The sequence below is a fragment of the Nocardia abscessus genome, assembly GCF_015477775.1.
Lineage (GTDB): Bacteria > Actinomycetota > Actinomycetes > Mycobacteriales > Mycobacteriaceae > Nocardia > Nocardia abscessus_A.
On sequence record NZ_JADLQO010000018.1, the window covers coordinates 66,104 to 87,576 of the forward strand.

Genomic DNA, 21,473 nt, shown 5'->3' on the forward strand with positions numbered 1-21,473 from the left:
GTCACGGCCTGATCTGGTTCACTCTGTCAGCGGTCGATTGATCTTGCGCCTGAACCTTGTCGGCGATAAGGACGACGCTGTCGCCGAGATTCGTCAGTACTTTCGCCAGGCCGTCGGTTCCTTTCAACCCGTCGTCTGCGCCGGGCACGTAATCCTTGGCGAAGGACTGTCCGATCTTGTCCGACCCCCAACACGTGCCTTCGGCCTCGATAACTCGCCGCAAGTCAGCGGCTGCGGCTTTGACACGATCAGACGCGCCGACGAACCGAGGTTGGGTGGCGCGTAGTGCTTCTGGATTGACGCCGAAGTCGCTCACGGGCGCTCCTCCAGATACGAGGCGTTGCGGAAGTATTCGTCTTCGTCATCGTCCTCGACCCGAGGCCGCTTGGGCTTCGACGGTGCCGGGCTGGGCGGACGCGGAACAACTGACTTGAACAAGTCTTTGACACTAGGAGCGCCGGGAATTAGGTCGGGAAGGTCGGGCATGCCGTCCACCAGCTCCTCGATGGGCCCTAGCGTTTGCTGGGCCCGCTCGGCGACCAGTTGAGCAGCCAACTGGGCAGCTTCGGTGACGGACCGGCCGAGCTTTTCGGGTGTGGAGCGCTTGAATGCTTCCGGCACGACATGTACCTCGATGGGGATTCCGGCGATATTGCTCACCACTCGGACCAGTCGGTCGGAGGACCACGCCTCAGCTGTCGCTGACGACAGGCGGGATTGCGCAGCGACGAATCCCTGGCGCTGCTGCTGCAACTGCTCGAGCATCGAGTCGACCTGCGCCCCTAGCCCACTGCTGTGTGCGCCGAGAGGATCCTGCTCGATGCCAGCCATTCATGCTCCTCATATCCGAGATCGAGTCCGTCAATCTAATCCGACGCAGCAGACCGCCGATCGGTTCCATCGAATCGCAGTTTCTTTGGCGGTGTGCCGCGCCGACGCTGTCGCACGTGCAGCGGTCCGGGCGAGCCACTGTGAGCCCAGTTGAACAGCTACCACCTGGTGCGCGCATCTTCCTGCAGGCGTTGCAGGGCACGTTCGATCCAGGTCGTGAATTGAGTAGACAGCCCCTCCACCGAAGCGGGACTCACCGTGACTTGATCACCGCTGCGGCGCTCGAGATAGCGCCCGTCATCGGTAAGGTCATGCCACTGCAGCACGAACAGGGGCTGTGACACCACATTGACGGGGCCAGTGAGCAGGCCAGCGCTACCGCCGCCGTCGGCCGGACGATGAACCAGCCGCTCGTATCTTTCCCGTGGGCTGGCGCGGGAGACATCTTCGAGACGGGTACCGTCGTTCGGCTGCAGATCTCGGACATCGAAGGTCGCGGGTTTATGCTGACCCGGTTCACGAGCGGGGATCGACTTTGCCAAAAGTGCCGGAAGGTCCTCAGGGTTGAACAGGCGCAGTCGGATTGGTCCGTCCTGTTCGACGTTGGCGGTCTGGTAGAGCGATACGGCTTGGTGCTTGGTCCGCGCACCCACGATCCGGTACATCCGCACGCTGCCGTCGCGGCCCTTGTGCTTGGTGGTGCCGCCGAGTATTTCGATCCGCAGATCGGAGGTCGTCAGGGTGTCGAGAGCGAGCTGGATCCGCTCCATCTCGTTCCAGGAGTAGCGCTCGCGCACGACCAGGCGGTGCGCCGCGAACTCGTCTCGAAGTGCAAAGCGGCTTCGATAGTGCAATGGATTCGGGAAGCGATCGTTGGCGTCGCTGTACCAAAGAGCAGCGAAGTCATCCGGATCCCAGGTCCATTCGTCCATACAACGTCCATTCGTTCATGTCAGCCACCCATCACGCTGCAAGCCGTTGCGGCGACGGCACATCCTCACGCGTTTGCGCGTCTGCCAGCGTTCAGATTTCCGTGGACTCGGTCGTTGGGCTGGCCTCTGTACTTTCGTCGTCGTCCGTCGATAGACCGACATACTGCGGGTCCCGGCCGATCACTCCCGCCGGGATGGTCCGCGGCAGCTCGCCGATCAGCTCAGCGGTGTTCTCCTTAATAATCAGGTAGTCCGGAGTCTTGTGGGTGGACTCTTCATCGGACTTGCCACGACCAGCGCCGCCCATCCCAGGCACCATTCCCGGCGTGCCGATGCCTGCGCGACTGCTCGCCAATGGGCTGGCCGCGGACGCGTTGACGCTTGGGTTCGGCGTACCCGGCACGCTGCTTCCGGGGAGGGGCGCACGACTTTCAGGGCCGCCCGGAACAACAGAATTCGGCGTGTGGGGCGTGCTCGGGGAGAGCGTGCCGGTCGGCACGGTGGTGGCTGGCGTGGTAGCCGGAGAAGTGGGTGTGCCGGTGTCGGTCGCCGTCGGGTCGTAGCCGGTCAGCTTGGTCACCGGCGAATCAGAATTCGGCTGCTGCATCAATTCGTCCGTCGTGGGCACGTCCTGCGCCTGATCCGTTGGCATACTGGGCGAGCCAGGATCGATCGGTGAATCCGGGCTGCCGGGCGACGACGGGTTGAAGCTACTGTCTACCGTCGGACTAGTTCCGGGATTGAACGCCGGTGCATCGGACTGTTGTGTCGGATTGACCCCGGACGGCAACACAGGCACCTGCGCGTCGTAGTCAGCGAAACGAGTGACGTAGATGTTGTGCATGGCATCGCGGGCACTCTGCTCGGCCTCGTTGCGGGAGCGCTCTTCCTCAGCAGCACGGGGCGGCCAGACATTCGCAGTCCACGAGTGATCGGCGTAGCCGGGGATCGCATTGCGCGTATCGACGATAGCCGCCGCCGACTCAGTGATCTTGTTCGACAGCTGCGTCAGCATCGGCTCGAGTGTCCGCGCGGCGTCGGTATACCGCTTGATCGCGTCCTTGGCAGCATCAGCCGCCGACCCTTCCCATGCCTGCGAGATCGAGCTGATCACCGATCGGGCGAAGGTCTCGACGCCTTGATCCCACATCGTAGCGGCGTTGGAGTACTGCACGGCCGCGTTGTAGGCATTATGGGTGTTGAGTGACTCGAATGCATCCTTGATCTCGCGGTGCGACCAGGCGCCGGTGTACTCGCCGTTCCCCGGGATCTGCTTCGGTTCGTTTTCCTGCATGGACGGCCGTCATTCCTTCGCGAAGGGCACTGAGAAGATGCGCTGCAGTGCTGGGGCTTGCTGCGGCAACGTGGCCTCGAGCTCGCGGTAGCGTGCACCCCACTCGGCGTCCTGCTGGCTGTAGCGCTCACGTATGGCACGGAACAGATCCTGGATGTCCTCGACGACCCGGTAGTGCGACTCCATCACCGCATACACGCTGTTCTGGGAGCCTTTGGCCTTCTCGCGGTACCGTTTGACCATCGTCGTTCCTGACACCAGCTCGTTGCCGCTCTTGCTTCGGTAGTGCTCGCCGAGGCCCCAGGCCTGCTGCTGCGCGATGTCGGTCATCATCTGCTGGATGTCGCGAATCTTGGTCTTGAAGAACTCGCAGTCGCGATCGACATAGACGAACTGCTCCGGATCCATCCGCACCAGCAGCCGGCCCTCGCGTGCGTCATTCACCAAGTTCGCCAACGGCCGAGGTAGGTTGTCGTCCCCGCTCAATGAATCCAGTCTCTCTATCAGTGCGTCTTGGCCACCGACCCGGTCACGCCGTCGCGGGCATGGTCGGCACCACTTTCTCCGCGAGCGTCCGGGCGAGTTCACATGAATCAACGCTGCCCGTGTCGCGGTTCGAGGCTGGGTTATTGAGGTTGAACTCCAGGCTGCCGCCCTGCATCGATACGTCCACCGTGCAGGCCTCCTTGATGTAAGGGCCGTCGAACTGCCGGGTGGAGATCGCTTGGCGGCCGGCAATGGTGAATTCCTTTGCCTCCCCGAGCTGCTTGGCACGCACCATCTCGACGGTCAGATTGGTCGTGCGGATACTCACTACATAGCCGTTGGATCGACCGTACCGGCAGCCGCGCCACTTGACGCCGCCATCCGCCTCGGCGTCCGCTTGTCCCCTGAGTGTGAGGTTCTCCGATGACAGGACGACGGCCGGGATGTCCTTGCAAGGGTCGTACCCCTGGGGCGCACCAGCTGCAAGGGGTGGCACTGCTATAGGCGAAGGACTGTCCGAAGATGCGTGACCCCCACTACTCGAGGATCCACATCCGACGAGCGCGACGGCCGCGACGATGGCCAAGCCTGAAATGCTCACTGTTTCGCCGCAGCGTGTCATCTGGCTCCCCTCACGGCCTCGGCGCACTGGTGGCGTCAGGTGGATCAGAACCCGGCACCTGGCTTCCTGTTGGCTGCCTCGGTGCACCGTACCGTGAGCCTCTTTGCACTCGCAAGCACGCCTGCAGACTATGGGTATCGCAGATCTCCGCTGCTGCAACATGTTTCAGCCAGCAGTGCCGTATCCGACGAGCCATAACTCACCAGCCCGCCGTCGCGGCTTTGGCTCCGAATACACCTTCGGACGTCGTCCATGGCTGGCACACCTCCGATCCTGTCTGAAGGCTTATGCAAGAAGGCCGACGCGACGATGATTGCGAATCCGGGTCCGCCGGGTCCATTCTCAGGTGCGCCGGGGCGGGCGTAGGCGTTGCGCTTGGTGGCACCTGCCGCTCGTCGACCGCTACGTCGAAGTCTTCTATCACCAGCTGACCGGAACAGATCCCCAGGTCACCCGCGTTCCCTTCTTCGATGTTCCCCTCCGAGGGCGCCAACCTGCGCATCATTTGCGCAGGTCAGGGCGATGTATGCAGAACTCAGGCCACCGGACCTCGCAAGAAACCCGAGGCCACGCGTCGCAGGTCGCACCCTAGGCGCGCGCACGACACACCGACCACACTGCCACACACCGATCAACCAGATCGCCTGCCTGGCCAGCACCGCCCCGATTCAGCTCACACCGCCACCGTCTCCATGATCGCGGAGCCAGACCAACAGCTCGGCAATCGCCTTGGCCTGCACCGCGGCGAGGCGCTCTCCTTCCGCACCGTCGACATAGCGAATCTCGAACGACGCCGAGACGCCACCGCGCGCACCAGGTAGCTCGCCCAGACGACCACGACTGACATCCTGGCCTTCCGCTCTTGCGGTACCAGCAAACCCCTGACTCGGCGATACTTCCAACCCCGATGCCGTCGAGTCGGAGTTGGCGGGATCGACCTGTTCCTCGCCAGCCATACCGACCATTGTCGGCCACCCACGCACCGAGCGTGGGCAACTACGCGAACATTATCGCCGACAAGCTCACACAACGCGGTCCGACTACCCCACACTTCCCGACGGCAGCCGATGACCGTCGTGAACCTGGCTCCATGCAAGTAGCCGAACTCGACGCTGTGCTTAATGCCTGGAGTAAACCAGGCTTTCGACGCTCGCGGCCATCCACGAAGCTCTACGATCAGCGGCACGGGTTGCGTGCCGCTTCGCCTGTGGCGGGTGAACTAGGGATGCGTGAGGGGAGCCCACTGTGGAGAACGTCGACATCGAAGCCCTGCGGTCGGCATTCCGGAGCACCGTTGGTGACGAGGCAGATCCGGTGCTATTTGCCGCAGCAGCGATCGCTCAACGGGCGTGGCGCAACTCCGAGGTCGAGCTCGCTCACGCCGGTGACGGACTCAACCGGATCAGCGACGGCGAGATGTTCGCCGCGAACGTCGTGATGTTCCGGATCGTGCGTGATCATCTGCGCATGCCCGGGAGCGAGTGGTCAGAGCTGGCATCGGAATTGATTCGCGCAGACAGAGTGATCGCTGGCCGCACGGCCGCCGACCTCCTCGGCACCCTCCACGAGCCTTGGACACACACCGTCACCAGCGTGTTCGACACCTGTTCGCAGATCGAGAGCCAGCACGGACGCGACTACTTGATCGCTATGAACGCCGCACCGGCGTCCGTCAGGGTCAGCGTCACTGACTGGGGGATGCCGCAATGGCCCGCCGTCGTCGACGCTTTCGTCAACGACCTCGACAGTCCGCCGCCGGTGGATAGCGAGGATCTCCGTCGCGGGTTGCTGACGGCTCCTGACACTCTTGGAGGCAAGGTTCTTCAGTGGTGCATCGAAGACGGACGACCGCCAGGCCGTTCAACTGATTGGAAGGTCGGCCCGGAAATTTGGTGTATTCCTGGTTACATACTGAGGAAAAGAAACAGGTCAAGCCCGCCTAACGGGCTTGACCTGCTGTTTCTGCTCCCCCATCTGGACTCGAACCAGAAACCTGCCGATTGACATTCGGCTGGCCGTCGAAAGCTGGGGCCAATCTGGGGCCACACGCTATGCGCGGCCGAGAACGACCAGCACGTTTCGAATGTTGCCGCACGCTCGAATACCGGGTTTGACGTGTGCAAATGACATTAGCCCAGACCTGGGGGTCAAGTGGTCGCAGGTTCAAATCCTGTCAGCCCGACAACGAAAACCCCTTCCTACCTGGGTCGGAAGGGGTTTTCTCGTTCCGGGGACACGCTCTGATTCGAGCGGTTCTCACAGATATCTCACGCTTTTCGGGCCGGTGGAGCCCCGGGCCCACCGTTCGAGCACGTTTCGGTTGTCCGGAACAGTCTCCGGCACGCCGATGTGTGTCTTGGCCACCGCGCGGGTGTTGCCCAGCTGGCGGGCGGCGCGTTCGAGGTCACCGTAGGCGTGGTCGACCGCGGTGGCCGCGCCTTTGCGGAACCACGTCGACCACCCACACCACCGTCCAGTCCCGAGGCGGCCCGCAGGTGTAGGCGGGGGTGCCCGGGATCTCCTCACCGTTGGCCCACACCCGAACCTGGGCACGGAACGCCGGTAGCGCGTCGTGATCCTGGACTTTGCCGCGGGCCGGTGGTTTGCGGCGGGTGAACGCGGCGACCCCGTCGATCGGCTTGCTGTCGAGCACTCCGTGCCGCACACAGCGATGGCCATCATCGCGCAGAATGATTTTGTACTGTTCGGCTTTTCGCCGTGAACCCATGGCTGCAAGGCGTTTGAGGTGGCGGTCGAGTTCACCGTCGCTCAGCGCGCCAATGCCGCCGACCAGCACATCCAGTCGCCGGTTCCCCCCCACCGATCACGTGCTAGAGGAAGCAGCGATTCTGCCGCAGCGACGGCTCGTGGGCATCAGCGCGTCGGTGAGCACCACCCCGCGCACGATGTCGTCGTCGAAGGTCGACTCGATCGTATCGCCCATCGGCCGCTCGAACAGCGCCTCCGGGTGGGCGCCGCCCGCGCGCTGGACCGCGACCCCCGACCGGTCAGCGAGCGGCCCCGGTACCTCCGAACAGCTTGCCCAGCCCCCGTGGGCGGCGTGTGGCCTGGCCTCCGGTTCCCTGCCCGGCAATGGCGCCGGGTGCGCTCGGTGCGACATCGGTGGTACCGGTGGGGCTGGAATAAATAGGTGTGTCTCGGCGGGTTGTTTTGAGTTCGCGGCGGGCGGCACGTCCGCGGCGGGCGGTCCGTCGCGCGCCGGCCAGCAACATGCTTAGACCGGCGATTCCGACGCCGCCGACGACTATGCCGTAGAGGAACAGTACGCCGGTGGATCCGGTGACGTGATAGCCGAATACCGCGAAGTTGTCGGTCAATGCGTGGTTGCCACCACTGTTGGCGAATACTCCCGCGACGCCGATGACCACGGCGGCGACAAGGATGACGAGCCCGATGATGACGATCATAAGGATCCCTCGGATCTGTTGGTGCTTCTCAGTACACGCCGAACCCCTCCGAATGTCAACACCGTAGGTCTACAGCATAGAGGGAAGTCGGGGCGGATGAAGCCGGACACCGCGAACGGTGTCGGACACCCCGCAGAGGGACGAACGTCTACTCCGGCGTGGCAGTCGCCTCGAGCGGCCTGGTGCCGGTGTTCGGCACTACCGACGCTGGCAAGCCCTAACTGACCGCCGTGTGGTGGGCCACGCCGCTCGGCGTGGCCCACCACGTGGTCTGTCAGACCGCGCACCAGCGAACGCGATCATTCGGGCCGTCAGCGATGAGAACACCGCCGCTCGGGTGAACAGCGACCCCGCTCGGACCGTTCATCCTCGCGGCAGTCGCGTCCCCTCCGTCGCCGGAGTATCCGGAGACCCCGCTACCGGCGACCGTGGTGATAATCCCTCGCGGGTCAACCCGGCGGATCCGACTGTTGTTGGTGTCAGCGATATAGAGGTTCCCCGACGGTTCCACGGCCACGTCTTTCGGACCGCTCAATGTGGCGGCCACCGCTGGCCCCGTATCGCCGTCACTGCCGAAGTCCCCGGTCCCGCCGACCGTCGTGATGATCCCTTGCGGATCGATCCGGCGAATTCGGCAACTGCTGCTGTCGGAGATATAGACATTGCCCGCGCCGTCGACGGCCACCCCGCCCGGATAACCGATGTCCGCGGCAGTGGCGTGACCACCGTCCCCCGGAGAACCCCGAGCCGCCGTTCCCGGCCACTGTGGTGATGGTCCCCTGCGGATCGAACCGACGAATCCGGCAATTGCGGCTGTCGCGGACCTCAACGCCGACAAGCCGGAGTGTGGCCGAAACACATTCTCAAACAACAGATTTCACCACCCACCGGCGAGGCGAGAGGTGGGAATCGTGGTCGGCTGCGCTCGATCCGGACTGCCTGTAGGTGATCGCACCATCCGCGACGGATCGCGGCCGGATCTGAGTTTGCCGTTGCGGGCGATCGGATGCCCACCGCCAGTACCGGCGAGCCGGGCGAACGGTCTTCGAACGTCCGCAGATGCCGCGGAGCGCGCGATCTCACTTGTGGCGGCTGGCCAGTTGGGTGGTTGGCCGCCAAGGTCTCCGGAACATTCGCATCTGCGGTGGCATGGCATTTGCCTTTGTGGCACAACCGATTTGATGTCGCTACAAGCTCCGGGCATGCGAGGATCTGTGGTGGCCGGGTATCGGGCCACCGACGCCTTCGAGGGCGCTCGAATCCCCGAATCACAGATAGAGCGTGAGAATGCCACAGAATGTTCAGTTCGAGTTGCCTTTCCCCTTGCGGGTCAGTCCGGACCTGGAACTTGCTCGCCGACACAACCTGGAGTGGGTCCAGCGGCTGGGCTTGGTGACCAGCGAAGAGTCCTTGCGCTGGTACTCGATGTGGGATATGCCCAAGCTCGCGGCGTTCGGCATGCCGTACGCCGTCGCAGACGGGCTGGACCTGTGCGCCGATGCCATGGCGTTGTTCTTCCTCTTCGACGATCAGCTCGACGGCCCCTTGGGCGGTCGTCCTGATCGAGTGGCGAGCCTGTGCCAAGGGTTCATCGACGTCGCGCACGGTGCGCAGCCGTCCGGGTCCCCGCTGCTCCACGCGTTTCACGACGTATGGAACCGGTGCTGCGAAAGGATGCCGGCGCGGTGGCGAGCGCGTGTTGCGGGCGAATGGGAGTACTACTTCGCGACCCATGCCCATGAGGCGCAGATGGATGACGCATGTTTGCACGACGGTGTGTCCCACACGGTGTTGATCGCGTCGGGAAGGCCTGTGAGGCCGTCGCAGACGGCGATGCATACATCGGTGACGCCGCGGTTTTTGACCTCGGTCAGTACCTGCAAGCAGATGTCGGCGAAATGGGCGGCGACCTCGCCGGTGGTCAACCCCTTCGCGGTCAGCGACAACACGATCTCGTCGATCCCGGTCAGGCGGCGCTGACGTTTCTTGACGATCTGCGGGTCGAACGACGAGTTCGTGTCCCTGGGCACCTCGATCTCGACCGGGCCGATCTCGGTCAGCACCGTCTTCGACCGGGTTCCGTTGCGTGAGTTGCCTGTTCCGCGACCAGCCGGGTCGTGTTTCTCATAGCCGACGTGTTCGGTCATCTCCGCTTCCAGGGCCTTTGTGGAACGTATGCGGTGTCCCCCACGCGAATGGTGAACTCCGGAAAGCCTTTCGGAACAACAACGACCACCCACGAATGAAGAGACTCTTCCGTGGACACGGTGGCCGGACTGCCGCTGCGGATTCCTCCGGCCGGTAGGGGCAGAGCACATCGGTATTTCGTAGGTAGCGAATCCGGGGGCACGATCGTAGACCCGGTGCGGGCATGGAAGTGCGGCGGTTCGAGCGGCTCGGCACCGTAATCGGTTCGCTGTCGGACGGGCCTTTTATGCAATATGGCCCGGCTTCCGAGTGGTGCTGGTCGGTCGGTTTCACGAAGTTGGTCACATGCGTCCGAGGTACACTGAAACTCGCGACAAGGTAGTTGGCGAATTTCCTTGGCACGATCCGCGCACTCGGTGGCGGGAGTGCCCGGCCGCGCACTTGCCGACACGAGCACGGGAATTCGCCCGCCGACTCCGACTGTCCGGCCTGGCTGAATCAAGGGGCCACGCTCGGGGTTGTAATGCAATCGAGGACACCGTTCGCCAATCGGGTGGTCATGGGACGGCACGATGGATGACACGTTACTGGGTGGCGGGGACGCCACCCGGGGGTCAGCGGAGGCGTTCGGGCGCTATCGGCTTCTGTCGCTGCTGGGCCAAGGCGGCATGGGCCAGGTGTGGCGGGCGCATGACTCGCTGACCAACCGGGTGGTGGCGCTCAAGGTGTTGCCCGAGCGGTTCGCCGATGACGAGCAGTTGCGCGAGCGGTTCCGCCGGGAGTGCCGCGCGGTGGCGCAGTTGACCGATCCGCATGTGATCCCCATCCACGACTTCGGCGACATCGACGGTCGGCTCTATCTGAATATGCGCTTGATCGAGGGCACCGACCTGCGCACGTTGATCGCGCGCGAAGGGGCCTTGTCGCCGCGGCGGGCAGTGGCGATCATCGCGCAGGTGGCCGGCGCGCTGCAGGCGGCCCACGACGCCGGGCTGGTCCACCGCGATGTCAAACCCTCCAACATCCTGCTCGGAAGCGACGAGTTCGCCTCCCTCATCGACTTCGGGATCGTCCACGCCACCGACGAACGTACGCTGACCACGATCGGCGAGACCATCGGCACCGTCGCCTACATGGCGCCGGAGGAAATCGGCACCGGGGTCAAGGCCGATGCCCGAGTGGACGTGTACGCGTTGACGTGCGTGCTGTACGAGTGCCTGACCGGCCATCCGCCGTTTGCGAGCGAGTTGGGGCCGCAAGGTGTGATCGCCCATCACCTGCACACGCCGCCGCCGCGTCCCAGCACCACTACACCCGATGTACCCACTGCGTTCGATGCGGTTATCGCCAAGGGAATGGCCAAAGATCCGGACGATCGTTACCAGACCGTGCGCGAGCTGGCCGCCGCGGCCCGCGCCGCGGTGGACGATTCCGCGGTCAGCACCCCTGGGGGCGTGGCCGCGCGCCAAGGGTGGCGAATCGGCTTGTCGCCCAGGACCGCCATGCTGCTCGGCGCCGCGGTCACGGTTGCGGTGGTGGCCGCCGTAGCTGTCGTCGTCGGTGTCCAACTGGATTCAGGCGGTGGGGACTCGCCCACATCTATCGCCCCGGACTACTCGTCACAGACTCCGCTGCCGTTCACCGGCGTCAGTCTGCCCACCGGTGTGGAGGTCGACACGGCGGGCAACGTCTACGTCACCGACATGGGTAACGATCGGGTGGTGAAACTGGCGGCGGGCGCGTCGGCGCCGACCGCGCTGCCGTTCACCGGCCTGAAGAATCCTCAGGATGTGGCGGTCGACCCGGCGGGCAACGTCTACGTCACCGATACCAGTAACAATCGGGTGGTGAAACTGGCGGCGGGCGCGTCGGCGCCGACCGCGCTGCCGTTCACCGGCCTGAAGAATCCCGAAGGTGTGGCGGTCGACAGCGCGGGAGACGTCTACGTCGCCGACCGGGGTAATAATCGGGTGGTGAAATTGGCGGCGGGCGCGTCGGCGCCGACGACGCTGCCGTTCACCGAGCTCAAAGATCCCCAGGGGTTGGCGGTCGACACGGCCGGCAACGTCTACGTCACCGAATTGGGTACCGAGCGGGTGTTGAGGTTGGCGGCGGGCGCGGCGGCACCGACCACGTTGCCGTTCACCGGGCTCCAAGATCCCCAGGGGTTGGCGGTCGACACTGCGGGAGAGGTGTACGTCGTCGACTGGGGTAACGAATGGGTGGTGAGGTTGACGCCGGGCGCGTCGACGCCGACCACGTTGCCGTTCACCGGGCTCAAAGATCCTCAGGGGGTGGCGGTCGACACTGCGAACAACGTGTACGTCACCGACCTGGGTCCGAATCCGGTGGTGAAACTCCCGGTCGGCTGAACATCGGTCATACGATTCGTCGTTTCGGCTACCCACCTCGACCGCTCTTTCCTCTGGGCGGTGGACCGCGCCTCCGCCTATCGCCTCAGGTGGGCCTCGATGCCGTCGAGGAGGAAGGCGAGGCCGGTCCGGAAGGTTTCGTCGGCGTCCAGGTGGGCGCCGTCGCGTACGACCGTGGCCAGCGCGGGGAATCGGCCGGTCGCGAAGGTCCGCTCCAGATAAGGCCCGAAGGCGGCCTGCCACTGCTGCTTGTCCATCCCGGTGGCCCGCTCGGCGCGCCTCTCGGTGATCTCCCGGCGGACCGCGCCGATCACATACGCATTGACCGCGTCGACCACCGGCATGACGGTGTCCACGTCGACGCCGGCCATCGCAGCCACCACAGCCTCTCCCCTGGCCAGCGCGTGCGGCCCGAGCTGGGGCCGCCCACCGATCAGGTCGGCAAACCATTCATGCTGATGAGCCGCCTGCCGGGTGGTTTCGGCCAGGGACCGTAGCACCTCTCGCCAACCGTCTCCGGCCGGTCGGATCTCGGCGTAGACCGCATCGACCATCAGGTCGAGCAACTCCTCCTTGGTCGCGATATAGCCGTACAGCCGCATCGGCCCGACGTCCAGTACGGCGGCGACCTTGCGCAGCGACACCGCCGCCAGACCATCCGCATCGGCCAGCCGAATCGCCGCTCCTACGATCCGCTCCCGGCTCAACCGGGCAGGCACCGGTCGATCCGGCGGCTCCGGCCTCTCCCACACCAACATGCCGCTGACAATACAACGCATGGCGCGATACAGTGTATCGAAAAATACGCTGTATCGAAGGGAAACCATGGACATCGCGATAGTCGGAGCCGGACTGGCCGGCCTCACCCTCGCCCGAGTGCTGCACGTGAACGGCATCGACGCCGTCGTGTACGAACGTGAACCCTCGCGCGACGCGCGTGGTCAGGGCGGCATGCTCGACATACATTCCGGGCAGCGAGCGCTGCATGAGGCCGACCTGATCGACCGGTTCCACGTGATCGCCCGCGGCGAAGGTCAGGACATGCGCCTTCTGGAGCCGGACGGCACCTTGCTACTCCAGGAGGACACGCCCGACGACGCCCCGCTCGAGCGACCCGAGGTCGACCGCGCCGATCTGCGCAACATGTTGCTGGATTCCCTCCCCGAGGACGTGGTGCGCTGGGGGCACGCATCCGAATCCGCCGACAACGGCCTGCTGCACTTCGCCGACGGCAGCAGCGCGACATATGACCTGCTGGTCGGCGCGGACGGGGCACACTCCCGGGTCCGCGCGCTGCTCACCGACGCCCGCCCGACGCATATCGGCCAGAACGTCGTCGAACTCGGCATTCCCGACATCGACCGCACCCACCCCGACCTCGCGGCGATGGTCGGGCGCGGCAACTACTGGGTGCTCGGCAACGGACTATCCCTGGCGGCGCAGCGCAACGGCGACGGCCGCGTCCGCATCGGCCTCAGCTTCTACAACACCGCCGAGGACTGGTTCGCTACCAGCGGGATCCCGTTCGACGACCCGGCCGCCGCCCGGGCGCGGCTGATCGACCTGCTCCCCGGCTGGGACGCCCGGTTCACCGCGCTGATCGCGGCCTGCGACGACACGGTCGTGCCGCGGTCGATCACCACTCTCCCGGTCGGCCTGACCTGGCCGTCGACGCCGGACGTCACGCTGCTCGGCGATGCCGCGCACCTGATGCCGCCGGTGGGAGAGGGCGCCAACATGGCGCTGCTCGACGGCGCCCAACTCGGCCTCGCGCTGGCCGCGCACCCGGCCGACTTTCCCGCCGCCGTCGAGGATTACGAACGCGAGATGTTCGAACGCACCAGCGCTGCCGCCCGGATGTCCGCCCACATGCAGGAAATGCTGACATCGCCGAACGCCGGCCGGAGACTGCTCGCGTTCTTCCAGTCGAGCTGAAACGGGGCACAAACATGGCCTTCTACGCCACCACGTCGGCAGGCGAGACTCCCTGAACCCGCACTGTCAGCGAACTCGACGGCTTGCTGGTTCAGTCTCAGCGCTCCCCGCGGCCGGGGGCGACCTCGCGCACGGCCTCGGCGACGGCGCGGAAGTCCTTGCGCAGGATGTTGCCGTGGTTGCTGGGGACCTTCGCGTGGATCTTGATGTTCGGGTTGCGTTCGACCACCTGGTGGAGAGAGGCGCGAATGCGTTCCTGCTGCGTGGCCATGTGGCCGTTGAGGTAGACCACAGGGACACCGGGGCCGCCGGTGTCGGTGACGGCCAGGGCCGTGTCATCGACCGGCACCCAGCCGGTCCACGTCGTATCGGTCGCGGACGTGCTGTTCATCGTCATGTGTTCCACCTGCTCGCGTTGGGCGCGTTGTTCGACTTCGCCAGATCCGCACGCGGATCGCCGATTCGGAGGTTGTGCACGGTCAGCGGGACCCCTGTTGCTCGGCGCGCGTGATGGCGTCGGTCAGCTGCTTCCGCGCACGAGCTGGGACGTAGCCGCCCTCCGAGTAGTTCTGGACGAACACCCCGGCGAACTCGACCGGGTCCTCTCCGACGATCTCGCGGATCGGCGTTCCGTCCGCCGCGGCCTGCTCGAACAGGTCGGCGAGGTCTTCGAACCTCGACGCATCACTGTCGCCGTCGACCGGCACGAAGTACATCATGTACCGCTCGATCGCTTCGACCGCCGTGCGATAGTTCGGCGGAAGGTGGCGCACACGCGCCTTGTACTGCCGCCATCGCCGCTTGGGGCCGATCACTTTCGCGATGAGGCCGCCCTTTTCGACACCGAACACGGTTACTTCCCTCCTTCGTGGAGCTGTTCGAGCCGTTCTGCGAGGAAGCTCCACGTCCTCCAGAACTCTTCGAGATATTCCCGTCCCTGAGCGTTGAGGGAGTACACCTTGCGCGGCGGCCCCTTCTCGGACGGGACCTTCTCCACGTCGACGAGGCCGCGCTGCTCGATCCTGACCAGCAACGCGTAGATGGTGCCCTCGGCGATATCGGAGAAGCCCTGCTCCCGCAACCACGCCGTGATCTCGTAGCCGTAGGCGGGCCGACGGGACAGGATCGCGAGGACGATGCCCTCGAGCGTTCCCTTGAGCATCTCCGTCACCTGCTTGCCCACGGAACACTCCCTCATCTACTAAGTGTTGCTGACTACTAGTAGATAGTAACGCCGACTACCAGTACATAGCAACACTTAATAGCCGAAGGCCGAGCCGAACAAACGTGTGGCAGTGGGCGACCTGATCGCTGCGGTGAGCTCTACGGCCTGAACTCGCGACTACCAGGTTGCGGCTGGAGCGTCGTATATCTGCGTGACCTGGACAGTCTCGGAAGATACGTGGAAAGGCATGCCCGGCAGATGGTCATGCGCTAGACGGGTGACCCGCTCGGCGTCGGCGGTCCTGGTGGCTGGAAAGCCATGGGGATCGGGAGTCTGCGGGTCGAAGTTCCACTCGTCTTCCCAGCGCATAGTTCCGTGGAACTCGTAGTAGATGCTGTCCGAGTGCACGGGCTCCGCCGGACGCGCGGGGCGGCCCGACCGGGAGGGGAGCCTGCTGCGCAACTGCGACCGCAGCTCGATTCCGGCGGCTTCCTCCGGTGTCAGCGCGCTGCCGAAACGGGCCGTGATCGTCCCTTCGACGAACGCGGTGAAAGCGCCGAGCGAAGGCAGGTCATCGTCGCAGACCACGACAGCACTGGTGCGCACCGGGGCGGTCGCGGCGCGGGCGCGAGCGGCCGGCTCGGTCAGTGCCTGCTTGATACGCTCGACCTCTCGCCAGTGCGAGCTGCCCAGGATATTGAGGTGATTGCTGCCAGGCCGGATCACCTGCGTCATCCGTCGGCGATCCAGATGGAACGGCGCACCCCCACCGAACACATAGTGCCGGGTCAGTTCGCGATGCAGCGGATTGTCATACCGGTGGGCAGCGATCTCGGCGAGCACGACGTCGAGGAGGCCCTGGGTCCCGAAATCGGCGGGACCAGAAATGTGATGACCCGTCCAATAACCGGGCGGGCGGCGCAAGTGCGCGGGCGGGGTGGGATCGCCTGACCGCACCCGCTCCCCCGGCCGGACCGTCGGCGGCTCCTGCTGCGCTGGTCCGTCACGCTGAACCGTCAACGGGCGCAACCGCTGTGCGAGATCGGCTACCGCAGCATTTCCCACCGTCCGCTGCAACCCGAGAATGCGCTGGCGAATCTCCTGAACCGCCGGCTCCGCCCGCACGCCCCGCCGCACGGCACTCGCCACACGATCGGCACCAGGGTGCCCCACCGCCCATTCCATACCTCCATTAGAGGCTCAGCCGGTGCAGCCCGCAGGACGATCACGACCGAAGTGCCCGCCCCGACTGCACTTTCGGGCAATCTCCGCTCACCGTCGCGGTGATGTCGTGGCTGATCCGCCAATGGCAAATGCGAGAACGCTTGCGCGACAAGCGACGTCAGCGACAATGCTCCGTAGGCGACAATGTCGGCACAGGTCACGTGCTCAACGAGGGGAAGGCGCAATGGAGGATCTCGCCGCGCGATTCGAGGAGCTGGGTCGCCTGGTACCGATCCCCCACCCATGGGACATCACGGAATACATCGAGCGGGTGGCGCAGTACCGGGGACGGCCGATCACGTTGTGCCCGACCGACGTCGGCGCCCTCTCGGAGAGCGGATGCGGCACCGGAAGTGGCCTGTGGATCGCCCGGGAAGGCGACGACGTGATCATGTACGGGGCCGACACCGAATGGCATGCCGATCACATCATCGCCCACGAAATCGGTCACATGCTGCTCGGCCACGGAGGGACTGCCGGTGACGCGGCGGCTGATCTGCCGTTGCGCGAATTGATGCCCTCGCTGTCGCTGGAAACCATCCGCGGCGTACTGCGCCGCCAAGACTACGGCAGTGAGCGCGAGCGCGCCGCCGAAACCTTCGCCGACCTGCTGCTGGTCGAAGCGATGCTGCCGAAGCGGTCGGCGAGCCGGTTCCGCTCGACGTTCTTCCGAAACCGGCACCGATGAGATGACCTCTCCGATACCGGGTCTGATCACCTGGCCCGTCCTGACCGGTCTCATATTCGTGCTCGCCGGTCGGTGGTGGCTGTTGCGGGACAGCATCGTCGACCGGCTCATCAATGGCGCGATCGCTGCCGCTGTCTTCGAACACCTGTTGCGGGAGGCATGGTTCGAACAGTCACTGACCTGGCTGCTGCCCGGCGACGACAGCGACGTGGTGAACCTCGCCCGCCAGCTCTCGCTGGGAGCAACCGTGTTGGCCATCTCGCATATCTACGGCATCGCCGAGTTGTGGGCAGGCGCCGATCCCGCCCACACGTGGCGCAGGCAGCGGCGCTATTACCTCATCGCGATCACCGCCACCGCGGTCATCCTGATCGCAGGGACACCCGCCCGCCGCGCCGACCAATTGATCGATCAAGCCCTGGGTTGGCCTGCTATCGTGGTCTGGGTCGCGTTTTCCCTGCCGCTCGGGGCTACGACCTTGCTCCTCGGCCGGGTAACTGTGCGCGAGATACGCGCCGCGGGAGACGGCATCTGGCAGGAACGTGCACTATACACAGCGGTCCTCGGCACCGTGGTGGGCTTGGGGATCGTAGCGGTCGTGTACCCGCTCGAGGCCATCAGCAGTGTCCTGACAGGCCGACCGTCACTCGATCCCGAGATGCACTGGAAAGCATGGAGCGGCTTCCTTCTTTCTGCCGTCGGCGCCCCCGCCGTGGTCACGGTGCCGCTGATCAGCGCCCTGCTCACCCACCTCGGATGGGACCGCACCGGCAGATACTGCCGCCGCCTGCAGCCGATGTGGGCCGATCTCACCGCAGCCGTACCCGAAATCGTCCTGGAGATGCGGCGCGACCACAACGGCCGAACCGACCCGGCCATCCGTCTGCACCGCATGACGGTCGAGATCCGCGACAGCCTGCTGCATCTCAAGCGCTACAGCGACAGCCCCGACGATCTGGCCGCCACCGACGGTAACCCACATGTCTATGCCCGCCGCATCGCCGAGGCCATTGCCACCAAAGCCGCCGGGCGCCCCCCGAGCGCGAGCCTTTTCTCGCCCCGGCACCAAGTCCGGCTGGGGACACGGGACCTCAACGCGGAACTGCACCGGCTACTCGCCCTTGCCGAGGCATGGCCACACGTCCGCGGCCTGACGAAGTCGCCGTAGCGTCGCGTACAGATCTGACTGCCGTCGCCGTCGACCTACCTGAGGTGATGCGGTGGCCGGGACGACTCCGTTGCTCGGGCACACGACGCTACAGCTCGCGCCGAGTGGTGGTGAACCGCGGCTAGAGTGGGGCGTCGCGCCACCAGCGGTCGTACAGGTCCTGGCCGGAAGTGCCGCCGCGGACCAGGATCTGGCAGAAATCGCGGATGGGCGGGTCGAACTGCACCAGGACTGTGCCCACCATTCGGCCGTCCGCGCCGGCGATGTCGCCCCAGATGACTCGTCCGGTCCCGGAGACTCGCTGCCACGGCTCGTCTCCGCGCACGGTCATGTCGGTGAACGGTGCCACCGGGTTCGGCCGCCGATCGGTAGTGCAGTTCACGACGAGTCGATCCACCGGGTTTCGGTCGCCGTTGCACAGAAGCCGGGCCAGCTCGCCGAGCTGCGAATTCAATTCGACCGAGTTCGCATCCCGGTCTACCGGACCGCATCGAATGCCCTGATAGCCGACGGCATTCGGCGTCGCGGGCAAAAGCCTCGGGAACTGCCGGACCACCGTCTGATAACTGCTCCGGTCGGTGCGGTCGCCGGTGGCGGTGGTGGGCGCCGCCGCGGTACTCCACCCGGCGACCGACGTCGGCGAGGCCACGGGCCCGCTGTCGGATTTGCCGGTCAGCGCGACGATCGCCCCGGTACCGAGCACGACGGCGGTCACCGCGAGGGCCGTGACGAGCACGAATCGACCCCGCGATCGGGATGCGACGGAACTGGCCGCCGAACTCGGCTGTTCTTCCGCCCCGAGCGCAGTCCCGAGCGCCGCGGCGAGTTCCCCGCACGACGGGTAGCGGTGGTCCGGGTCCTTGGCCAGCGCGCGGGCCACCACCTCGTCGACCCCCGGCGGCAGTGCGGGTCGCATCGCGGACGGGCGCGGCGGTGCGTCCTGCAGAGCCCGCCCGCCACTGCGCTAGGGTTCGAACCCGTGTCCAAGCTGCGGCGGCGCGTGGTCGAGGCTGCGCAAGCAACGCTGGCCCAACGCAAATACGTGTCGGCGGTCGATGTATTCGGCGTTCTGGGGTGGGTGCGAACCCGTCAAGTCGATCGCTGGCGCCACGGGCAGGTTCCGTCGTTGGAGCAAGTAGCGGCGGTGGATGGGCGGCGCATGCAGGAGGCGGCGGAGCTGCTGGGCGAGTGGGCCCGCGAGCACGGGCTCACCGCGAGCACCGCGGCGTACCTGTCGAGCGGGCGTGATCGCGAGACGCTGCGGTTCGTCGACAACGGCGAGGACGAGGCTTTCCGCGTGCACTGGCTCTCGGCGGAACTCAGCCCGGCGCGGCGCGAACAGGTCGTCCGACGCCAGAACCAGGTCCCGGATCTGACGGTAGTCGAGGCCGCGGAGCCATGGACGTGCGCCGAATGCGCCGAAACCGGCCCGTATCTGATCACCTCCGCGGCCGGAGCGTTGTGCCTGACCTGTTCGGACCTCGACCATCTGGAGTTCCTGCCCGCCGGGAACGCGGCGCTGAGCCGCCGCGCCAAGAAGGAGAGCACCCTCGCTGCCGTCGTGGTCCGCTTCAACCGGCGACGCAAACGCTACGAGCGGCTGGGCATCCTCGTCGAGGAGGCCGCCCTCGCCCGCGCCGAACAGCAATGCCTGGCCGACGACGATGCCCGCGCCCGCCGCCGCGACCGCGACCGCGTTCGCCGCGCCGCGCAGGACGTCGAATACCGCGCCCGCATGTCCGAGGAGATCCGGCGACTGTTCCCCGGTTGCCCCAGCGACCGCGCCACCGAGATCGCCGAACATGCCGCGGCGCGCGGCAGCGGCCGCGTTGGCCGCACCGCGGCAGCCAAGATTCTCTCCCCCGAAGCGCTCACCCTCGCCGTCATAGCCTCTATCCGCCACCGCGACACCGACTACGACCAGCTCCTCATGACCGGCATCCCCCGCCCGGAGGCCAGAGCCCGGATCCGTCCCACCGTCGACCACGTCCTCGAAACATGGCGACGATGACGCGCCCCGGTCGGCCGCGAACTCTCCGCCGCCGCACACCTTGACGCGCACGGATACGGATCGGTCGTTCAATGCTTGCTTCCTGGCCGGTGCCTACCCAGCGCGTTCAGGCGGCGCGGTGGAGGGCGTGGACATCGAGAATGTCCACGGACCAGTGATCGGTCAGCGTGAAGCCGAAATGCTGGTAGAGGGGGACGTTTTCCGGGTCGGCGGTGGTCAACCAGATGTCGTCGAATTCACCGAGGATCAGGTCCAGGAGGCGGCGGCCCGCGCCGTGTCCGGGGTGCTCGGCGCCGATGAATTCGAGCGTCCAGGCATGCGGCGGTTTGCGGCGGTCGGCTTCGCGAGAGTAGCCGAGGGTGCGGTGGATCGCTGTGGGGCCGCAACGAAGCAGGATTCGCGCGGCCCAGGTCAACTGCGCGACCGCGTCGGGGGCGCACCCGGGTGGGCTGAGCAGGGCGGCGGCGCCCGGCGTGGTGCGCGTGACCAGATGCGGCAATCGAGCGGTGGCGGCGAACCAGTGACGTTTACGGTCCCCTGCGACCCAGGACATTCCGGGCTCGGATTCGAAAGCTCGGGCGAGAACGAGGGCCGGTTCCAATGGGGACCTCCGGAATCAAATGGCAGATCAGCAATTTGAGATAGAACAGCGGGATGAACCAGGCCAGCAACGCCGGTACCGGGAACGCGATCAGGTTGATCAGGAATACGGTCATGTAGGTCGCCATGGCGACGGGGCGGCGCAACGCGGCCTGCACCGATTCGATCAGCACCGCGGACCCGAGCAGCAGTAGCGTGTTGGCCACGAACCAGGCCGGATCGCCGAGGAGCAGCAAACCCACCACCGCGATGTGCAGGGTGTGAACCGCGACGAACGTCAAACGGCCCCGCGATGAGCCGGTGCGGTGATACCAGCGTTTCGCCGAGTTCGTCGCGTTGGTGAGCACGCCGCCGACCAAGTCGCAGGCTATGACGGCGAGCGCCCCGACCTCCACGACGCTGCGGCCGGAAAGCATTGGCCAGCAATATATTACGAGCAGAATGACACACACGGCGCCGCCGATGCACTCGACGGCCGACTCGGCTCGAGTCTTCCCGGGGCCCATGAACCGCTCCAGTCGCCCGGCCCATCCGGGCCGCGTCGCCGGGATCGTCCAATCCGCTCGGAG

General features: G+C 65.7%; 24 protein-coding genes and 2 pseudogenes. 7 read left to right on the forward strand and 19 right to left on the reverse strand.

Annotated features, from left to right (window positions below; genetic code table 11):
• Position 1: 1 nt before the first annotated feature.
• The 7 genes from IU450_RS32975 to IU450_RS33005 all read right to left on the reverse strand — a co-directional run bounded on the left by IU450_RS32975 (position 2) and on the right by IU450_RS33005 (position 5,121).
• Complete coding sequence (locus IU450_RS32975) at positions 2-316, reverse strand: WXG100 family type VII secretion target (RefSeq protein WP_195153626.1); 315 nt, start codon at positions 314-316, stop codon at positions 2-4.
• Entirely contained in the window at positions 313-831 is a 519-nt protein-coding gene (locus tag IU450_RS32980) for a YbaB/EbfC family nucleoid-associated protein (RefSeq protein ID WP_195153627.1), read from the reverse strand. The genes IU450_RS32975 and IU450_RS32980 overlap by 4 nt, the downstream gene beginning before the upstream one ends.
• Positions 832-989: 158 nt before the next feature.
• Complete coding sequence (locus tag IU450_RS32985) at positions 990-1,763, reverse strand: ESX secretion-associated protein EspG (RefSeq protein ID WP_195153628.1); 774 nt, start codon at positions 1,761-1,763, stop codon at positions 990-992.
• A gap of 91 nt (positions 1,764-1,854) precedes the next feature.
• Positions 1,855-3,057: a WXG100 family type VII secretion target gene (locus IU450_RS32990; protein ID WP_195153629.1), complete on the reverse strand. Its 1,203-nt coding sequence runs from the start codon at positions 3,055-3,057 to the stop codon at positions 1,855-1,857.
• 9 nt (positions 3,058-3,066) lie between these two features.
• Positions 3,067-3,501: a hypothetical protein gene (locus IU450_RS32995; protein WP_324197913.1), complete on the reverse strand. Its 435-nt coding sequence runs from the start codon at positions 3,499-3,501 to the stop codon at positions 3,067-3,069.
• A gap of 85 nt (positions 3,502-3,586) precedes the next feature.
• The gene (locus IU450_RS33000) at positions 3,587-4,327 is read right to left on the reverse strand and encodes a DUF3558 domain-containing protein (RefSeq protein ID WP_324197914.1); all 741 of its coding nucleotides are present in this window, start codon (positions 4,325-4,327) and stop codon (positions 3,587-3,589) included.
• Between the two features lie 506 nt (positions 4,328-4,833).
• Entirely contained in the window at positions 4,834-5,121 is a 288-nt protein-coding gene (locus IU450_RS33005) for a hypothetical protein (protein ID WP_195153632.1), read from the reverse strand.
• Positions 5,122-5,410: 289 nt separating this feature from the next.
• On the opposite strand from IU450_RS33005, the gene IU450_RS33010 reads away from it, so the two are divergent.
• On the forward strand, positions 5,411-6,169 hold the full coding sequence (locus IU450_RS33010) for a hypothetical protein (protein WP_195153633.1): 759 nt from the start codon (positions 5,411-5,413) through the stop codon (positions 6,167-6,169).
• Between the two features lie 400 nt (positions 6,170-6,569).
• Here the strand turns inward: IU450_RS33010 and IU450_RS41075 are convergent, their stop codons facing one another.
• The 3 genes from IU450_RS41075 to IU450_RS33025 form a co-directional block, all read right to left on the reverse strand.
• Positions 6,570-6,986: a hypothetical protein gene (locus IU450_RS41075; RefSeq protein WP_324197915.1), complete on the reverse strand. Its 417-nt coding sequence runs from the start codon at positions 6,984-6,986 to the stop codon at positions 6,570-6,572.
• 187 nt (positions 6,987-7,173) lie between these two features.
• Positions 7,174-7,593: a hypothetical protein gene (locus IU450_RS33020; protein WP_228835465.1), complete on the reverse strand. Its 420-nt coding sequence runs from the start codon at positions 7,591-7,593 to the stop codon at positions 7,174-7,176.
• A 274-nt stretch (positions 7,594-7,867) separates the two neighbouring features.
• Positions 7,868-8,452 (reverse strand): hypothetical protein, encoded by a 585-nt coding sequence (locus IU450_RS33025; protein WP_324197916.1) that lies wholly within the window; start codon positions 8,450-8,452, stop codon positions 7,868-7,870.
• A 644-nt stretch (positions 8,453-9,096) separates the two neighbouring features.
• Between IU450_RS33025 and IU450_RS40260 the strand changes: the two are divergent.
• Positions 9,097-9,285, forward strand: a pseudogene (locus IU450_RS40260) (terpene synthase family protein); the annotation flags it as partial.
• A 54-nt stretch (positions 9,286-9,339) separates the two neighbouring features.
• Here the strand turns inward: IU450_RS40260 and IU450_RS33030 are convergent.
• Positions 9,340-9,755 (reverse strand): annotated as a pseudogene (locus IU450_RS33030) (transposase); the annotation flags it as partial.
• Positions 9,756-10,313: 558 nt separating this feature from the next.
• Between IU450_RS33030 and IU450_RS33035 the strand changes: the two are divergent.
• Complete coding sequence (locus IU450_RS33035) at positions 10,314-12,113, forward strand: serine/threonine-protein kinase PknD (protein WP_195153635.1); 1,800 nt, start codon at positions 10,314-10,316, stop codon at positions 12,111-12,113.
• A 77-nt stretch (positions 12,114-12,190) separates the two neighbouring features.
• Here the strand turns inward: IU450_RS33035 and IU450_RS33040 are convergent, their stop codons facing one another.
• Positions 12,191-12,871 carry a TetR/AcrR family transcriptional regulator gene (locus IU450_RS33040; RefSeq protein ID WP_195153636.1) on the reverse strand — a complete coding sequence of 227 codons (681 nt, stop codon included), beginning with the start codon at positions 12,869-12,871 and terminating at the stop codon, positions 12,191-12,193.
• Positions 12,872-12,938: 67 nt separating this feature from the next.
• Here IU450_RS33040 and IU450_RS33045 point away from each other — a divergent pair, with 67 nt between their 5' ends.
• Positions 12,939-14,048 (forward strand): FAD-dependent oxidoreductase, encoded by a 1,110-nt coding sequence (locus IU450_RS33045; protein WP_195153637.1) that lies wholly within the window; start codon positions 12,939-12,941, stop codon positions 14,046-14,048.
• Positions 14,049-14,145: 97 nt separating this feature from the next.
• Here the strand turns inward: IU450_RS33045 and IU450_RS33050 are convergent, their stop codons facing one another.
• The 4 genes from IU450_RS33050 to IU450_RS33065 form a co-directional block, all read right to left on the reverse strand.
• Positions 14,146-14,445 (reverse strand): hypothetical protein, encoded by a 300-nt coding sequence (locus IU450_RS33050; protein ID WP_195153638.1) that lies wholly within the window; start codon positions 14,443-14,445, stop codon positions 14,146-14,148.
• Between the two features lie 82 nt (positions 14,446-14,527).
• Positions 14,528-14,899 carry a DUF1048 domain-containing protein gene (locus IU450_RS33055; RefSeq protein ID WP_195153639.1) on the reverse strand — a complete coding sequence of 124 codons (372 nt, stop codon included), beginning with the start codon at positions 14,897-14,899 and terminating at the stop codon, positions 14,528-14,530.
• 2 nt (positions 14,900-14,901) lie between these two features.
• Positions 14,902-15,231 (reverse strand): PadR family transcriptional regulator, encoded by a 330-nt coding sequence (locus tag IU450_RS33060; protein WP_195153741.1) that lies wholly within the window; start codon positions 15,229-15,231, stop codon positions 14,902-14,904.
• Positions 15,232-15,390: 159 nt separating this feature from the next.
• Positions 15,391-16,233, reverse strand: a complete 843-nt coding sequence (locus IU450_RS33065) for a hypothetical protein (protein WP_195153640.1) — start codon at positions 16,231-16,233, stop codon at positions 15,391-15,393.
• Positions 16,234-16,621: 388 nt separating this feature from the next.
• Between IU450_RS33065 and IU450_RS33070 the strand changes: the two genes are divergently transcribed.
• Complete coding sequence (locus IU450_RS33070) at positions 16,622-17,125, forward strand: hypothetical protein (protein WP_195153641.1); 504 nt, start codon at positions 16,622-16,624, stop codon at positions 17,123-17,125.
• Between the two features lies 1 nt (position 17,126).
• A complete protein-coding gene (locus tag IU450_RS33075) occupies positions 17,127-18,293 on the forward strand; it encodes an MAB_1171c family putative transporter (protein WP_195153642.1) in 1,167 nt (388 codons plus the stop codon).
• Between the two features lie 121 nt (positions 18,294-18,414).
• On the opposite strand, the gene IU450_RS33080 is transcribed toward IU450_RS33075, so the two are convergent.
• Positions 18,415-19,209, reverse strand: coding sequence for a hypothetical protein (locus IU450_RS33080; protein WP_195153643.1), 795 nt, complete (start codon positions 19,207-19,209; stop codon positions 18,415-18,417).
• 63 nt (positions 19,210-19,272) lie between these two features.
• Between IU450_RS33080 and IU450_RS33085 the strand changes: the two genes are divergently transcribed.
• Positions 19,273-20,304 (forward strand): DUF2293 domain-containing protein, encoded by a 1,032-nt coding sequence (locus tag IU450_RS33085; protein ID WP_324197917.1) that lies wholly within the window; start codon positions 19,273-19,275, stop codon positions 20,302-20,304.
• Positions 20,305-20,410: 106 nt separating this feature from the next.
• Here the strand turns inward: IU450_RS33085 and IU450_RS33090 are convergent, their stop codons facing one another.
• Positions 20,411-20,857, reverse strand: a complete 447-nt coding sequence (locus tag IU450_RS33090) for a hypothetical protein (RefSeq protein ID WP_195153644.1) — start codon at positions 20,855-20,857, stop codon at positions 20,411-20,413.
• Positions 20,832-21,320, reverse strand: coding sequence for a hypothetical protein (locus IU450_RS33095; protein ID WP_195153645.1), 489 nt, complete (start codon positions 21,318-21,320; stop codon positions 20,832-20,834). Before IU450_RS33095 ends, IU450_RS33090 begins: the two co-directional genes overlap by 26 nt.
• Positions 21,321-21,473: the final 153 nt, after the last annotated feature.

Excerpts from the sequence above, each read along its gene's own strand:
- IU450_RS32980 (WP_195153627.1), bottom strand. The coding sequence starts at position 831 with ATGGCTGGCATCGAGCAGGATCCTCTCGGCGCACACAGCAGTGGGCTA.
- IU450_RS33080 (WP_195153643.1), bottom strand. The coding sequence starts at position 19,209 with ATGCGACCCGCACTGCCGCCGGGGGTCGACGAGGTGGTGGCCCGCGCG.
- IU450_RS33095 (WP_195153645.1), bottom strand. The coding sequence starts at position 21,320 with ATGCTTTCCGGCCGCAGCGTCGTGGAGGTCGGGGCGCTCGCCGTCATA.
- IU450_RS33075 (WP_195153642.1), top strand. The coding sequence starts at position 17,127 with ATGACCTCTCCGATACCGGGTCTGATCACCTGGCCCGTCCTGACCGGT.
- IU450_RS33035 (WP_195153635.1), top strand. The coding sequence starts at position 10,314 with ATGGATGACACGTTACTGGGTGGCGGGGACGCCACCCGGGGGTCAGCG.
- IU450_RS32990 (WP_195153629.1), bottom strand. The coding sequence starts at position 3,057 with ATGCAGGAAAACGAACCGAAGCAGATCCCGGGGAACGGCGAGTACACC.
- IU450_RS33050 (WP_195153638.1), bottom strand. The coding sequence starts at position 14,445 with ATGACGATGAACAGCACGTCCGCGACCGATACGACGTGGACCGGCTGG.
- IU450_RS33020 (WP_228835465.1), bottom strand. The coding sequence starts at position 7,593 with ATGATCGTCATCATCGGGCTCGTCATCCTTGTCGCCGCCGTGGTCATC.
- IU450_RS32985 (WP_195153628.1), bottom strand. The coding sequence starts at position 1,763 with ATGGACGAATGGACCTGGGATCCGGATGACTTCGCTGCTCTTTGGTAC.
- IU450_RS33000 (WP_324197914.1), bottom strand. The coding sequence starts at position 4,327 with ATGTTGCAGCAGCGGAGATCTGCGATACCCATAGTCTGCAGGCGTGCT.
- IU450_RS33040 (WP_195153636.1), bottom strand. The coding sequence starts at position 12,871 with ATGTTGGTGTGGGAGAGGCCGGAGCCGCCGGATCGACCGGTGCCTGCC.
- IU450_RS33090 (WP_195153644.1), bottom strand. The coding sequence starts at position 20,857 with ATGTCCTGGGTCGCAGGGGACCGTAAACGTCACTGGTTCGCCGCCACC.
- IU450_RS33070 (WP_195153641.1), top strand. The coding sequence starts at position 16,622 with ATGGAGGATCTCGCCGCGCGATTCGAGGAGCTGGGTCGCCTGGTACCG.
- IU450_RS33045 (WP_195153637.1), top strand. The coding sequence starts at position 12,939 with ATGGACATCGCGATAGTCGGAGCCGGACTGGCCGGCCTCACCCTCGCC.
- IU450_RS33005 (WP_195153632.1), bottom strand. The coding sequence starts at position 5,121 with ATGGCTGGCGAGGAACAGGTCGATCCCGCCAACTCCGACTCGACGGCA.